Origin of the sequence: Sorangium sp. So ce302, from assembly GCF_051530145.1 — a bacterium.
Taxonomy (GTDB): Bacteria; Myxococcota_A; Polyangia; order Polyangiales; family Polyangiaceae; genus Sorangium; species Sorangium cellulosum_B.
The window spans coordinates 1057550-1071647 of record NZ_CP150326.1 but is presented as its reverse complement, the minus strand read 5'-3'; the positions used below and the strand labels follow the sequence as shown (position 1 = coordinate 1071647).

The 14098-nt window shown below is 64.8% G+C and carries 9 protein-coding genes; 5 read left to right on the top strand and 4 right to left on the bottom strand.

Annotated features, from left to right (window positions below):
• Window positions 1–31: 31 nt before the first annotated feature.
• The 3 genes from WME73_RS04035 to WME73_RS04025 form a co-directional block, all read right to left on the bottom strand.
• Complete coding sequence (locus tag WME73_RS04035) at window positions 32–847, bottom strand: ExeA family protein (protein WP_437742624.1); 816 nt, start codon at window positions 845–847, stop codon at window positions 32–34.
• Window positions 844–2214 (bottom strand): DDE-type integrase/transposase/recombinase, encoded by a 1371-nt coding sequence (locus tag WME73_RS04030; RefSeq protein WP_437914782.1) that lies wholly within the window; start codon window positions 2212–2214, stop codon window positions 844–846. The genes WME73_RS04035 and WME73_RS04030 overlap by 4 nt, the downstream gene beginning before the upstream one ends.
• A 118-nt stretch (window positions 2215–2332) precedes the next feature.
• The gene (locus WME73_RS04025) at window positions 2333–2956 is read right to left on the bottom strand and encodes a hypothetical protein (RefSeq protein WP_437912937.1); all 624 of its coding nucleotides are present in this window, start codon (window positions 2954–2956) and stop codon (window positions 2333–2335) included.
• A 683-nt stretch (window positions 2957–3639) separates the two neighbouring features.
• On the opposite strand from WME73_RS04025, the gene WME73_RS04020 reads away from it, so the two are divergent.
• The 4 genes from WME73_RS04020 to WME73_RS04005 all read left to right on the top strand — a co-directional run bounded on the left by WME73_RS04020 (window position 3640) and on the right by WME73_RS04005 (window position 10527).
• Window positions 3640–4578, top strand: coding sequence for a hypothetical protein (locus tag WME73_RS04020; protein ID WP_437914781.1), 939 nt, complete (start codon window positions 3640–3642; stop codon window positions 4576–4578).
• 145 nt (window positions 4579–4723) lie between these two features.
• Window positions 4724–6190 carry a hypothetical protein gene (locus WME73_RS04015; RefSeq protein ID WP_437914779.1) on the top strand — a complete coding sequence of 489 codons (1467 nt, stop codon included), beginning with the start codon at window positions 4724–4726 and terminating at the stop codon, window positions 6188–6190.
• A 46-nt stretch (window positions 6191–6236) separates the two neighbouring features.
• Complete coding sequence (locus WME73_RS04010) at window positions 6237–7772, top strand: LA2681 family HEPN domain-containing protein (RefSeq protein ID WP_437914777.1); 1536 nt, start codon at window positions 6237–6239, stop codon at window positions 7770–7772.
• 307 nt (window positions 7773–8079) lie between these two features.
• On the top strand, window positions 8080–10527 hold the full coding sequence (locus tag WME73_RS04005; RefSeq protein WP_437914776.1) for a tyrosine-type recombinase/integrase: 2448 nt from the start codon (window positions 8080–8082) through the stop codon (window positions 10525–10527).
• Here the strand turns inward: WME73_RS04005 and WME73_RS04000 are convergent.
• Window positions 10514–11914: an RICIN domain-containing protein gene (locus tag WME73_RS04000; RefSeq protein WP_437914775.1), complete on the bottom strand. Its 1401-nt coding sequence runs from the start codon at window positions 11912–11914 to the stop codon at window positions 10514–10516. The genes WME73_RS04005 and WME73_RS04000 overlap by 14 nt on opposite strands.
• Window positions 11915–12800: 886 nt before the next feature.
• Here WME73_RS04000 and WME73_RS03995 point away from each other — a divergent pair.
• Window positions 12801–14009, top strand: a complete 1209-nt coding sequence (locus WME73_RS03995) for a hypothetical protein (RefSeq protein WP_437744243.1) — start codon at window positions 12801–12803, stop codon at window positions 14007–14009.
• The last annotated feature ends 89 nt before the right edge of the window (window positions 14010–14098 follow it).

Genomic DNA, 14098 nt, shown 5'->3' with positions numbered 1-14098 from the left:
GGCGCCTGCCACGCGTGAGCGTAGACGCCGTTCAGTCGGCGTCACTCCTGACGTCGCCGATCACCCGGGCCATGACGTCCCGCTCGACGAGCTTCTTTTTCCGCCGAGCCGACTCGCGCAGCGCGGCGGTGGCCACGCGGTCGATCTCGCGCAGGCTCGAGCCGGCGGCCTCGTGCAGCGAGGTCAGCGCCTCGGAGGTAAAGAGATCGCGATCGCAGCCGGCACGGCCGAGCCGCAGGCGGACATACTCGCTCGTATCGTCCGCCGTCATCGGTCCGATCGACAGGCGCCGGTCGATCCGCGAGTACAGGGAGCGGTTCTTGCGCAGCTCAAGCCGGTCCTTGAGGTCGGGCAGCCCCACCAGAATCAGACTCAGCAGCGCCCGGCTGTCCCATTCGTAATTTGCCAAGATGTGAAGATGGTCCAACGTGTCCTGATGAAGTAGGTGCGCCTCGTCGAGCAGAAAGACCGGGTGAATCCGTTCTCGTCCGAGGTTCTCGACGTGCGCGCTGATCGCGTAGAAGACGGCGGCCGCGGTCGCAGCAGGGGTCAGGCCGAGGGCCTGGCAGAGCTGCCGGTAGAAGTCGCGGCGTCCGAGCGTGGCGTTGTGGCAGTAGGTCAGGCGGAATCCGGCCTGCGGCAAGCGATGGCGCAGCGCGCGCAGCACGCACGTCTTGCCGGCGCCCGGCTCGCCGACGAGCAGCACCTGGGAGCGCTCGTGGACCGCGTCGCACAGCTCCTCGACGAGCTCATGTTTCGAGGGCGGCAGCCAGAGGTCGCTGTCCGGGATCTCCTTGGAGAAGGGCGACTCGGAGAGCCCGAAGAATCGGATGAAAGACTCGCTCATCGAGCACCTCCCTCGGAGCTGTCGTCGGGATCCGAGGCCTCCGGCCTTTCGCTTCCAGCCCGCAGCAGCGCCCTCGTCGGAGCGAAGTCGGTGGGGCGGCTCGGCCCTTGTGAGAGCGGACCGCCGCGTGGCGGCCGCCGGCGCCGCGCGTTCTTCGCCGGATCGAGGAGGCGGAGCGGCAGGCGCTTGCCCTCGTGCTCGACCCACGGGGTCGCGTCCGGGGCGACGTGACAATGAGCGACCGTGACGAGCTGGCCAGCCAGGTAGCCCTGATCGAGCTCCCACGCTTCGCCGTCGATGGAGATCACATTGTCGCTGGACACGCGCCGCCGGCTGCGTTCTGTCAGCGCGGCGCGCAGCGCCCGCTCCTCGACCGCGCCCTCGCCGGCGGGCTTTTGCGCGTACAGCTTCGAGGGGCTCTTGCCCATCAGCCCGGCGTGCGGTGCCGCGTGATAACGCCGTTCGAGGAAGGCCTTGAGCCGTGCGTCGATGTCCTTGAGCGACGCGACCTCGCCGAGGAAGCTCAGGCACCCCTCGCGCAACGTCCGCCAGAAGCGCTCCATCTTGCCGCGCGCCTGCGGGTCATAGGGCTTCGCATGCAGCAGGGTGATACCGAGTCGCGAGCACGCCGTCCGGAGGACTTCGCCCCGGTAGGTGGAGCCATTGTCCAGGTAAAGGGCATCCGGTTTGCCGTGGCGGCGAAGCGCGTCCACGAGCAGCCCGAGCATGTCGACCTCCCTCTCGGTCGAGTGCGCCTCGAGCGCGACGACGTAGCGAGAGGCATCGTCGAGCAAGCCATGGATGCGGACAGGCACCGTCCGACCGCCCATCTTGCACTGCGGCAGGTGGCAGACGTCACCGTGCCAGAGCGCTCCGGGCCGCTCGGCCTGCCAGCGCAGCCGTGTCTTGGGCTGTTGCTCCGAGCGCTCCGCCCGACGCGACAGACCCGCCGCCGCATACAACCGTCGCACTGTCGGCGCCGAGACCTGGCCCGGATCGATGCGCCCCTCGTCGACGAGCGTGCTCAGGATGAGCGACACCGAGGCGGCGGGATGCTCGCGCCGGATGTCGAGCAAGAGCTCGCGCAGCTCGGCGCGCAGCTCCTGCGCGAAGCCGCGATCGGAGCGCGGCTCGGGACGAAGGCCGGCGAGGCCTGCGGCGCGGTACGCGTACAGCCAGCGCTCGAGCGTGGGGACCGAATAGGTGCGCGTGCTGTCGGCGCCCGGCGGCCGGAAGCGCTGGGCGCTCAAGGCGCGCAGCTCGGCGGCGAGCCGTCCGCGGCCGAGCTCGCGGTGCATGACGGGGCCGATGACCGAAGCGCGAAAGATCGCGACGGCCTCGGCGTGATCGGCAGGTCCGAGATCCATATCGAAGGGTCCTTTCTGCGCCCTGCGGCGCGGGGCCCTTGTGCGCCACCGAGGCTCGTCGAGGGAGGGATCCTCTCAGGTGGGCCTTGTTCTCTGGGCTCGTCGCTGACAGCCGCCCTCACGCTGCGTGCGCGGCGCCGAGGAACGCTCGGTGCTCCAGCGCTTCGCCCCGGGAGGTCGGATCCGCGTAGGCGGCGAGCGAGGCCGCCGCGCTCGCTGCCACGCGGCGCAGCATCGCGCCGGGATCAGACGACGGCAGTGCGGCAAAGAGGCGTCGATGCGCGACGTCGCGCGTCCAGCGGCGGAGCGTGGCCCAGCCGGTGAAGGCCGTGGCGCCCAGGATCGTCTGCGGGCTGATCCGCCGGCGCACCTCGCGGGCGGTCGCCAGCACGAGCCCGTAGAGCGCAAGAGCGAAGCCGATCGCCGCGGCGCTGTAGTGCCGCCGCGGCAGCAGCTCGCGTGGACCGACGAGGATCACCGCCCCGCAGGGCAGGCAGCGGTAGCGGCGCAGCTGGAGCACGAGAAGAACGGCGGGCGCGTTCGGGCCGGCCGGGCCACGCACCTGCCGCTCGCGAAGGCCATGGCCGTGGAGGCCAAGAGGTCCCCCGACGGGCTGGCTCGCCGCTCCGCACGCAGGGCAGCGAGCGGGGCGCACCGCCTCGACCGTGGGCACCTGCTGCTGCCAGCTCTTGATATCGAGCGCGCTGTGGACGAGACTGTGACCGCTTCGATTCCTCGACACGCGAACCGGAGCACGACGAGGAGGTTGTCCGCCAAGACTGGGCCTCCTCGTCGCCTTTTGTGGCTGGCACCGCGCCGATGCTCCGCTCCCACTCCGCGGCCGCTCCTACACCCGTGGGCGGCGGGAAAAGCGACGATGAGCATGACAATTTCGGTCGGCACGAAGCAATGCCTCTCGGCGTGGCGAGCCCGGGCGGCGACGCGGACGTCCGCGTTCCCCATGATCTGAGAAAAAGCGCAGGGAGGAGCAGACGGCGTGAGAATTTGAGATAGGTCACGGGAATGCATCCGGCGGGCACGAGGAGGCGCCCCTGCACTCACGGTGGACGATGCCTCGTGCGGGGATGCGTACCCTCCTCCATCAAGGAGCTTGAGCGAGATGTCGGCCTGAAGCCTTATTGAGGCTGGGCGCTAACACCGCCCCGCAGCTCACCCTGATGTAGGCAAATCCCGCAGATGGTTCCCTGACTTACCGCATGAGTGCCGAGCACCATGACCTTGGATCAGGGAGCATCCCCCTCGATCTTCCACGACGAATGCTGTCGGGGAGCTTCGATCGGGGCGCCTCTATCCTCCAGGATAGGTCTTTATCTTCACTGATAGGCCCCGGGGCAGCCCTCCCGCTCTCCACCCTCATCTCAGGGCGGAGCTGAGATTGGCACAAACCCTGCTAGAATGATTGATATGACCGAGAAGTTGGTTCATGCGGACTTTCCGCGGAACGTGCGCGAGCAACTCGCGCACCGCCTCAAGTTGAGCGGGATGTCTGTGGATGCGGCCCTTGACCCTTGGGACGTGGCTGTCAGGTACTTCGACTACAAGCGGCGGTATATCCCTGCGAGACCACGCAAGGTCGCACGATCACGAGAGTTCAACAAACTCCTCCTGTCCAGCGACCATCAAGCCGGCGTGACCGCCATCATCGAGGATGCGGTCGCTGGTCGCACGCTCCTGCCATACTTCTCTAGAACGTGGATGAATCTCGAGCTCCACGACATCCTCTTCAACGATTGGCGCGTATGCCACATGCATCTGGGTGGGCGAACTATCGAAATTGATGGTTTCGTTAAGCGTACAGGCCCAGTGCTCTTCGTCTTCGTGACCTCCGACACCATCTACTTGATCGATGTGATGGAGCACGGTTCAGGTCATCCCACCACTTTCGCCAAGGGTCGCATCCTCCAAATCCTTCACGACAACTGGCCGAAGCTCATCGAGCACGGGAAGCTTCCCGGGGTGTCGGATCTTTCCGTGAACGACGACGAGTCTCGCAGAGTCTTGTCTCGCAGACGTAACAAGAGCCACTTTGCACTGGGCGCTGAGGTCGACGATGGAACGGTCTACGGAATCGTCGGCGATGGTTATATGTCCAGTGGCCGAAACATGCTAGCAGTGAACATGGCCAACTTGTTCTTCAACCGCCTGTACAGGTTGCAAGAGAATCTTCGGACTCAAGGCCCGCAGATTCGCGCTGACATCAACCAGCGCCTTGGCTGGTCGCTGAGCGAACTGCGTCTTCATATGGATCTCAAACACATCGTTCGGGGGATTGAATACTCCGTTCAAGAAACTCAGTCCAAGGAGATCGTACACAAGGAAGGACGCATTTTCTTCCCTCCCTGATCGTTGTGCTGCAACTGTTGATCGCATCTTCAATCCACCTGGAGAATCGTGCGACGGGGACCGATTGGGAACCTCAGCGTGATTGTCACACCGCCGTATCGTCCGGGGAGCTTTCCACGGTTCGTCAACGGCAAGCGGAGGCAACATGAAAGAGAATGCAAGCAGGCACGTTGAAGAAGTACCGATACACGTGGCAGCGCTAATCTTAAAAATTCTGGACGGCTGGGCGCCGTCTGTACCTTCCTTTGCTCTACCAGTTCAATTCCTCTGGAACGGACGAGACCTGTCCAACAAGGCGAGCGGCATCCTCATTGAAGCCGGATCTCTCAACGTCATCTGCAGCGACATAGAATCCATCTTCTTTGATCATACTGAACGTAACGATCTAAGAAACAAGCCCTTCGAAGGCGTCCTCGCAGATGGTGCTCGCTTTAAGGCCGACAGTGCATTCCTGGACGTCGATCGTGCGAATGGATATTATTGGTCAGTTATAGATGCGCGTCGTCCTCCGCGGCTTTGGGTGACTCATGTCAAAGGATTCAATCCGCCGAAAGGGGCAGGCAATCTGCTGATTCACCGAACAAAGACAAGCGCGGACGGAACAGTGAGCACTTGCATGGATGCGGACGGCTACCGTTTCCGTGGTGTCTATACATATTACTTCGTTAAGCGCGACCTGTTCGATGATGAACGCGAGCGCAACAAGTCGGACGAGAACGCCTGGTTCCTCATCATTGATACCGGGAACGAGTCCGCACCATCTCGTTCTCATGTTTATCCGGACGTCTCAGGTCTACAGTTTGTGTTTGGCCGGGCGTTCTATTTCGATCTCATCTTTGGCATTGACGAGTCCTACGGGCAGGTCGCGATAGTAGGAGGACGCCACGGTCGGGATCATTCCCACAGACCGCGCGCCAAGCCACCGATACCACTTGACTTCTGCGCAGAACATTGGGCACCCGTTTTCTTCGCTGCGATCAGCGATACATATCATTCACGGCCCGAGCTGCGCCTCTACATTGCTCTGACCTTCTACTTGGATGGCCTTGCCAGCTACCACGTTGAAGGTGAGTATATGACCCTACACGTTGCCCTCGAAGCCTTCGCATTTTGGCTGCTCAATCAGGATCCCGAAGCTGAGCGGCCGCTGGTTGACAAATCGAAATGGCGGGAGTGGCTTCGCGAGCACAAGGACAAGATCAAAGCCTTGGCGAGTCCTGGATTTGGTGAGACGTTGTACAGTAAGATCACGAGCATCCCTGCACGCCGCGCAGCGAGCCGGGTGGTCGAGGATGCTTTCCAGCTCATGAAAATTGATATTACGGCTGAGATGGCGTCTGAGCTTGATGACGGCCGTGGCACCATAGTACACACAGCCTTGATGTTTCAAGAGTCACAGGAGAACGTAGAGTCCTACACGTCTCGAATCGCCGTTGTGCGCACTATGCTCGTGGCGCTAATTGCGCGGGCAGTCGGCTACAGGGGAGCGATCTTAGGTTGGACTAAAAAGCCAGGACGGCCGTATGATGAACCGGCTACCACGTGGTGGCCTATTGACGATGAAGCTCGGGCTGATGCACGCCAGAGATTCATGATCGAATCTGTCTTGTAGTGCAAGTGGTTGGAACCATTCCAGAACAATATCGAGCAATTGCGCCATGACGAACATTGACACACTAATCGACACAAAGTCATTGACTGACCTCGATTTGGACGACGCGATCGCTCTGCTCGCCAAGCTGATCGACGGCTCCGAAGACGCCGGCCGCACAGACGGCCTACAGAATGCCATTCGTCTTGCGGACGATCTACTTCGCAATGGTACCAGGCTCAACGCGGAGCCCCTCCTGCACTACTTCGTCGGGAATGCATGGGCCGGTCTTCGGTACCTTCGGCGAGCCTCCGACCCTGACACAGAATGGACCTGGGAAGACCAAGAAGCACGAGAGGAGATCCTAGCGCTCAGACGGGCATTCTCCCACCAGCGATTCAACCAACTTGAACCGATCCGACGATGCCAGATTGCTACCAACCTCGGCAACCTCATGTCTAACGTGGGAAGATTTGTCGACGCGCTCGCCTACTACGATGCGGCCCGCGGCGTAGACCCCAACTTCGGAATGGAGCACGCCAATCGCGGCGTGTGCCTCCTACATTACGCTCGTGCCCTCTATGACGATGGTCACCAAGCAGTCTTCGCCACATCCGTCGTGAGCATTCTAGAACGGGCACTGTCGCTGCCATTAGAGCCCGGGCTTTCTCCTCGCCTGCGAATGCATCACGAGTACGCATCTCGAAGGGCGGGCAAAAGTATCGAGGACGTAGATCGCAACGGCGCTTGGCTGGCCGAAAACGATCCGACTGAGAAAGCGTTCCAGCTCTGGGCGCTGCGAGAACGTCTATACCTAAATCCACTGAACGATTTGGGAGCGTTTTCGGTTGCAGCACGAGATGTTCTGCACCTTCCGACCATGAGTGTGTCCGCCGAACACGGCAGCGGTTTCCACGGCTTCTATAACCAGCTCAAGCAAGAGTTCGCAGTAGCCCGATGGCTCCTGTACGAGGGGCTCCACCCTGGTTCGGGACGCCACTTCGCCGACAAGAACCTTGGGCTGTTGGATACTTGGAACGACACGGTGTTCGGTCTTGCCACGGAACGCGTGAAGCTGGCATTTCGGGTGGCGTACTCGCTGCTCGACAAGGTGGCGATCTTCCTCGCGCGGTACTTCAAGATCGTGAGGCCACTCCATAAGATCAACATTCGGAGCCTGTGGCACGTGAACGGTCAGCCCGAGAAGGGAATCATCCCTGACTTCGAGAACCGGAAAAACTGGCCTCTGCGTGGCCTGTTTTGGCTCAGCAAGGATCTGCACGAATGGGATCAGCAATATCATCAGGCGATCGAGCCGGACGCACGAGATGTTGCGAAACTCCGGAACCAGTTGGAACATCAGTACGCGAGAGTAGTCGCGCCCCGAATAATCAGGCGACTCGATGAGCCGAGCGCAGTTCCCCAAGACCTGTTCGGTTTCGTCGTAGATAAGACCGAACTAGAGGCAAAAGCGCTGCGGCTCCTCAAGACTGCTCGTGCAGCGCTCATTTACCTATCGCTCGCGATCCACCAAGAAGAGATCCAGAAGACCGAATCGGCATCGGGTGGTGCCTATCGGGGTCAGTTTCCTGTGTTCGACTGACGGCCCCCATCTTTTCACGGTTTGCGGATCAAGCGGCCCGCTCGCCTCACAACCCTGACTCCAAACACGGATCTAGGGCAAAGCCCGTCGCACTACAGAAGCGAATGAGCGCGCGCGGGTTGCCGCCGTGCTGGCCTCTGCCGGCCTCGAAGCTGTCGCAGGTCCGGGTCCGCGCACCGGCCGGGCGAGCGCTCATCCCGCAGGCGCAAGCCGTGCTAGGCTGCCGCCGAAGTAGAGCGGGCCCGCTCGGCGCTACCAACGCCGGACGGGCCCTTGATCGACCCCCGCCTTCACCGGAGACCGACCCATGACCGACGTACCCCAGCGACGGGCGCGCGCCAAGCGCTCGGCTTCGATCCCCACCTCATCCCTCCCTGCACCGGCATCGACCGACCGACGTTTGCGCTCGAGCCGCTCTGGCGGACGCCCCACCCCGGCGGAGGCAGCAGCAACCGTTGCCGATTCGCCGCGCCCGGCAAGCACAACGGAGCGTCCGAAACTGGCCGCCCGCGCCCCCGGCAGTCCAGCAGGAGAGAAGCGTGCCAATGGCTCCGGCTCGGTCCGGCTGCGCCGGAACACGTGGACCGCGCGCCTCAGCCTTGGCGAGGCCGGTCGACGCACCTTCAGCCTGCCGACGTGCCGGACCGAGCACGAAGCCAACGCACGCCTGGAGGTGCTAGCCGACCTCGCGGGCCACCTGCTCGCAGCCGGCCAGATTGTGCTCGGCCTGCCATTGCTGGAGCAGGCTGCCGCGCGCGAGGGGAACGCGCTCCGTGATGTCCGGCTCGCGATCGACCAGTTGTGCCGGGGCGAAGCGCGGGCCCGCGCAACCGGGGAAACGACCTTCGCCGAGTTCGCGGAGCGGGTTCTATCCGGAAAGCTCGCCGAGCAGTATCCGGATCATGTGAAGGCGATTCGAAGTACCGATGATTACAGAAGGAGACTCGCTCACGTCCTTAACGTGCTCGGTCCCGTCCCTCTTGTGCGATTCACGCTCGACCACGCTGATCACGCGATGTCGTTGCTTCCAGGGCACTTGCAGCCCGGAACGCGTCAAAAGATCGCTCAAATCATCCATCGTATGTTGACACTCGCGACCTATCCAGCGCGCATTATCGCTAGCAACCCCTTGCCGCGGGGGTGGATCCCCAAAACCGATGATGAGAAGGCAAAGGGATACCTCTACCCCGACGAGGACCATCGCCTGATGCGGTGCAAGGCCATCCCCCTGTGCTTCCGGATCTACTACGGCTTCCTCGACCGGGAAGGCATGCGGGCTGATGAGGCCGGCAGACTCCAGTGGTCGGATCTGGACCTCGACCGGGGGGCCGTAGTTCTCGACGAGAACAAGACGGACGATCCCCGGGCCTGGGCACTCTCGCCCGACGTGGTGCGCGCGCTCCGCAAGTGGCGCGAGATCTGCCCGGACAAGGTACGCGTCTTCGTCGGCAAGTGGGGCAATGCCTTGCCGGGGCACAACGGGGCGAAGAACTTCAGAGATCACCTCCGCCGCGCCGGAGTCGATCGGCCAGAGCTGTTCGAGACCACGGATGCGAGGCTGAACATCCGCCTGCATGACACCCGTGCGACCTTCATCACTGTCAAGCTCGCGAACGGCCGCACGGAGACGTGGATCTCTGATCGCACCGGGCATAGTTCGAGCGACCAGATCCACAACTACAAGCGCGCCGCGCGCAAGGTCGCGGAGCTCGCTCTGGGCGACTTCGCCCCCCTGGACGAGGCGATCCCTGAGCTGACCGGCAAAGGCGGCTCGGTCGGAGGAAGCGGTCGCGCGTCCGAGGAGTCCGAGGAGCCGGATGCGGGCTCGACGAACGACGCGGGCTCCCTCGCCTCCGCGCCGTCCGACGGGGAGCTGGCCCTAGGCGACGAGGCCGCCCTCCCCGAGGTGGACACTGTGGTGGCCGAGGGGCGCCGGTTGGGCCCGCGTTGGGCCACACCGGAAGGTGGCCCGCTCGACAATGGAAGTGAACCCGCTGAAATTGTTCTATTTCCCGCCGCATCCTCGCCGACACCAGGGAAGAAGCCCAAGGACTTCCCTGGTGCGGAGGAGCGATCGGGCATTCAGCTCGGGGCTCGGACACCCTCGCGGTCGGCTTGGCCCAACGCGGGCCCAACCGGCCCCCTTCGGGGGTCTCAGCGTCCGACGAGGTGGGGGCGGAGAGGTCGCCTCGCGCCGGCGCCTGGACGGTCTGTGCGGGCGCGATGGCGGCTTCGGCGCTCGCCGCTCGCGTCGCCGGTCCAGCGGGCGCGGGAGGGCCTTCCGCGGGCCTTCCGCGCGTCCCTTGCCGGCCAGTTCGGGGATCGCTTCATCCAGGGGGGCGAAGTCGCCCAGCCGCAGCTCGGCGACCTTGCGCGCGGCGCGCTTGTAATGATGGATCTGGCCGCTCGACTTGCGCCCGGTCCGATCGGAGATCCACGTCTCCGTGCGGTCGTTCGCGAGCTTGATGCTGATGAAGGTCGCGCGGGTGTCGTGCGAGCGGATGTCCAGCCTTGGATCGGTGGTCTCGAACAGCTCAGGCCGATCGATTCCAGCGCGGCGCAGGTGATTCTGAACATCCTACGCCCCATTGCGCCCCGGCATGGGCCCGCTCGGCCCAATGAAAGCACGCTCCTTCGGTGGACCGCCTGCTTCGACAGCTCATGGGCGGGGCGGGGCAACGCGGCGGCTCGGGCGGGCGCGTCTGCCGCCGCCCGCGCCGCCGCGTCGGCGGGGCGCGAGGTCAGAACTGCGTGAAGAAGCTCCAGATGGCCGAGCTCGCGAAGCTCGGCGTCTGGTGGTCACCGGCAAACTCGCAGCGGTGCACCGGGTATCCCTCCCGGCACCCTTGATAGGCGACGCACGAGTTGGAGCCTACGGGGCTCGTCTCGGTGCTGCAGCCGTTCTTGCGCACGAAGACGTCGAGCGCCGCCCTTCCGGCCGAGATGGGGACGACGCTGTCGGACAGGCCGTGCGACATCCAGACGGCGACGGGCTGGGTGTTGGATTGGTTGCAGCCGCTGTAGAGGGCGCCGGACATCGGCGCGATGGCTCGGAAGACGTCGGGCATATCACAGCCGAGCGCGTTCGACATCATCCCCCCGAAGCTCCACCCGGTCGAGAAGACGCGGCTCGTGTCGACGCACAGGTTGGCTTTGAGGGAGTCGACCATGGCGCGGGCGAAGGCGATGTCGCGCCCGCCCGAGTTGGCCCAGCCGTTGTCGATGCCGTTCGGCGAGACGAAGATGGCGCTGTTGTTCGCCAGCGCCTTGAGCCCATAGTACCCGTTGTTCACGACGTCGTTGGCCGATCCGCCACGCCAGTGCCAGCCGAACACCAGCCGATACGCCCTGTTCGGGTCGTAGTTCGCCGGAATGTCGAGCACGTACTGGCGCGTGGTGCCGTTGACGTTGATGGTGCGGTTACCGCTGGTGAGGGAGGTGGGAATGCCGCAGCCGGCGCTGCGCGTGCCGGCGGAGCCGCCGCCGCCGGAGCCGCCGGAGCCGCCAGTGCCGCCGGTGCCGCCGGTGCCGCCAGAGCCGCCGGTGCCGCCAGAGCCACCTGTGCCGCCGGTTCCCGAGCCCACGGGCGTGAGTCGGAATTGCTGATTGGTGCCGCCGTTCGACGCCCATTGAATCACGGCGGTGCCGTCCGCGGTGCCGCGGCCGTAGACGTCCAGAGACTTGCCGCTGTGGCGCGCGGTGAGGCGCACGACGCCGCTGGCGACGTCCGTGAACGACCACTGCTGGTTTGTCCCGGTCCAGCAGGAGTATTGCTGGACGGCGGCGCCGTCGCTGGTGGACGCGCCCGCGACGTCCATGCAACGGTTGCTGTTGACGTTGCGAATGCGATAGTAGCCGCCGCCCGCCGATTCCATGCGGAACTGTTGCCGCGTCGAGCCGTTGCAGCTGGCGATCTGCATGGCCGCTGCATCAGCGGTGCTGCCCCCAGCCACCTGCACGCATTTTCCACTCTGGACGCCGACGATCGTGTAGACCGCGCTCGTATCGATCGTGATGGCGCCCTCGAGCGAGCCTGCCTCCTCGATCTCGGCGTCGTACGCCCCCTCGGGGCCGATGACGCACGACACGGCGAGGACGCCCGTCGCCGCCGCAAGCAAGCTCTGCTTGGTTCCGAATTTCATCTTGTCCTCCTCGTCATATTAAGTAAGTAAAACTGGAATCTTCTCACTGCTCAGCGCTGCCCTTGCGTAGGTCGGGGTCGCTCGCCGCGCGCTCAAGGCATCGAGCAGCTGCGTTTGCCGTACAACACAACCAGAATGTTCATGGTGCATCCCCCCGGAGAGCCTGCTGCTGGGCGGGATACGTCGGGTCGCTTCCGGGGTTCCCGCCGCTGCCGGCTACACCGGAGTCCCACCGCCGCTAAGATCGTTGCTGCAGCCACGGTCGCCACTGGCCAGGACCGCGATCCCAGCCGCGAGCAACATGACCGATCGCTACTTCATGACCGTCTCCTGGATGCGCATGACGGCCGATCCGGAGCGAAGAAAAAGCATGACGACCGGCCGATAGTGTGAGCGTTCACATGTCCGGTGTCAACTTCGATCGACCAGCCTGCCGCCCGGCCAGCGAGGTGCGCGCTGCTGTGAACATTCATAATTTCACCCAGCCAGCGCGCTCGCGTGCTGAGCCGCGGCACGCCATCCAGCTCGCCCCTGCTTCCGGGCTCAGCGTGGGCCCGGGCCACTCGGCACGACCCCCGCGCGACGAGGGACGACCTCGGGCGCCACAGCGCTACGGCTCTCCGCCGCCGGCGCTCTCCTGGCGCTGCCGGACCGCCCGCGCCCGCCGCTCGCGGTTCCTCGCCACGCGCGCCGCCCGGCTCGCCAGGGGCTCCAGCGGTAAGAACATCCCTGATGCGAAGGAGTGGAGGAGTGCCCCACACGTGACCACCACGAGATTGATGAGCCGCGGCGCCCCGGAGGGCGCACTGCTGTCCAGGAAGTCGAGAGGATGCCACGACCGAGCCGGCGCTGGCCGGCGAGGCACAGGATGGCAACGGAGGAACCGATGATCCGTAGGACTCGTACCGCGCTCGTGTCTCTCACGCTGGCGCTCCTGCCCGCCTGCGGCGAGGCCACGGCGACGGCCAGCGCGGAGATGGCCCTGAGCGAAGAGCTCGGCGCCGCGGCGCTGGTCGAGGAGCACGACGAGGGGAATGTCGCCTGGCGCATCGACGGCGACGGCCAGGTGAAGGCCGCGATCACCGCCAGCTCCGGTGTGCGCATCAAGGAGGACGTCGGCGGCACGCTCGTCTGGAAGCTGCCGTCCGGAGAGGCGCGGACGATCCCGCTCGCGATCGACGCGAGGACAGGGCTCCTTGTCGCGGCGGGGCCGAAGCTCGAGGCGGACCTGACGGAGATCAGCTACACGCTCACGATCTCGGGCAAGCCGTGGAGCGGCGTGCTGCACGTGCCCGCGGGCGGCACGGCGGAGCTCGTGGCGAGCGCCAGGGTGAGCGCGGAGAGCAAGGTATCCGAGGTCACGGTGGGCCCCCACGGCGGCTCCGTCCAGGTGGTCGGCGACGACCGGCTCGAGATGGTCGCCAACGAGGCCACGGGAGAGGTGCGCGTCTATGTGCTCGATGCCCACCTCAAGCCGGTCGCCGTCGAGGGGCGAACGCTCAAGCTGGGTCTCGTGGCCGAGCGGCCCGAGGTGCTCGTCCTCGCGCCGGCTTCTGCCGGATTCTACTTCGTGGGCAAGCTCGCGGCGGTGGTGAACCCGCTCCGACTGACGGTCGCGCTCGGATTCCACGGCACGACGCGCGTGGCGCTCTGGGGCTACCGGCCGGGCGTGCGCGTGATCGCGACGGCCGCGCGGGCGCCGCGGGTCAACATCCTCGTGAAGAGCTTCGTCGATGGGCCCGACGTCGACGTGCACGCGGGCGCGCGCGCCGACGTGGACGTGAAGGTTCACGATCATGATCGCGGCGGGGACAAGGTCAAGGTCATGATCCACGACAAGGACCATGGCGGCGGCGACAAGGTCAAGGTCATGATCCATGACAAGGACCATGGCGGCGGCGGCACCAAGGTCATGATCCATGACAAGGGCCATGGCGGCGGCGGCACCAAGGTCATGATCCATGACAAGGACCATGGCGGCGGCGGCACCAAGGTCATGGTCCACAACAAGGACCATGGCGGCGGCGGCAAGGCGAACGCGCATGGGAGCGGCGGCGGCGCGGCGAAGGCAGGCAGCGCCAAGGGCAAGCGCTGAGCTGCGCCGAGCCCGCAGGTTCCGCAGCTGGAGCTTGACGTCTCCGAGACATCTGGACTTCCTTTCGCCGGTGCGGCCCGAGGCCACGA

What these genes read in the sequence shown, in the direction of transcription:
- WME73_RS04035 (WP_437742624.1), bottom strand. Translation starts at nt 847, where the DNA reads ATGAGCGAGTCTTTCATCCGATTCTTCGGGCTCTCCGAGTCGCCCTTC.
- WME73_RS04030 (WP_437914782.1), bottom strand. Translation starts at nt 2,214, where the DNA reads ATGGATCTCGGACCTGCCGATCACGCCGAGGCCGTCGCGATCTTTCGC.
- WME73_RS04020 (WP_437914781.1), top strand. Translation starts at nt 3,640, where the DNA reads ATGACCGAGAAGTTGGTTCATGCGGACTTTCCGCGGAACGTGCGCGAG.
- WME73_RS04015 (WP_437914779.1), top strand. Translation starts at nt 4,724, where the DNA reads ATGAAAGAGAATGCAAGCAGGCACGTTGAAGAAGTACCGATACACGTG.
- WME73_RS04010 (WP_437914777.1), top strand. Translation starts at nt 6,237, where the DNA reads ATGACGAACATTGACACACTAATCGACACAAAGTCATTGACTGACCTC.
- WME73_RS04005 (WP_437914776.1), top strand. Translation starts at nt 8,080, where the DNA reads ATGACCGACGTACCCCAGCGACGGGCGCGCGCCAAGCGCTCGGCTTCG.
- WME73_RS04000 (WP_437914775.1), bottom strand. Translation starts at nt 11,914, where the DNA reads ATGAAATTCGGAACCAAGCAGAGCTTGCTTGCGGCGGCGACGGGCGTC.
- WME73_RS03995 (WP_437744243.1), top strand. Translation starts at nt 12,801, where the DNA reads ATGATCCGTAGGACTCGTACCGCGCTCGTGTCTCTCACGCTGGCGCTC.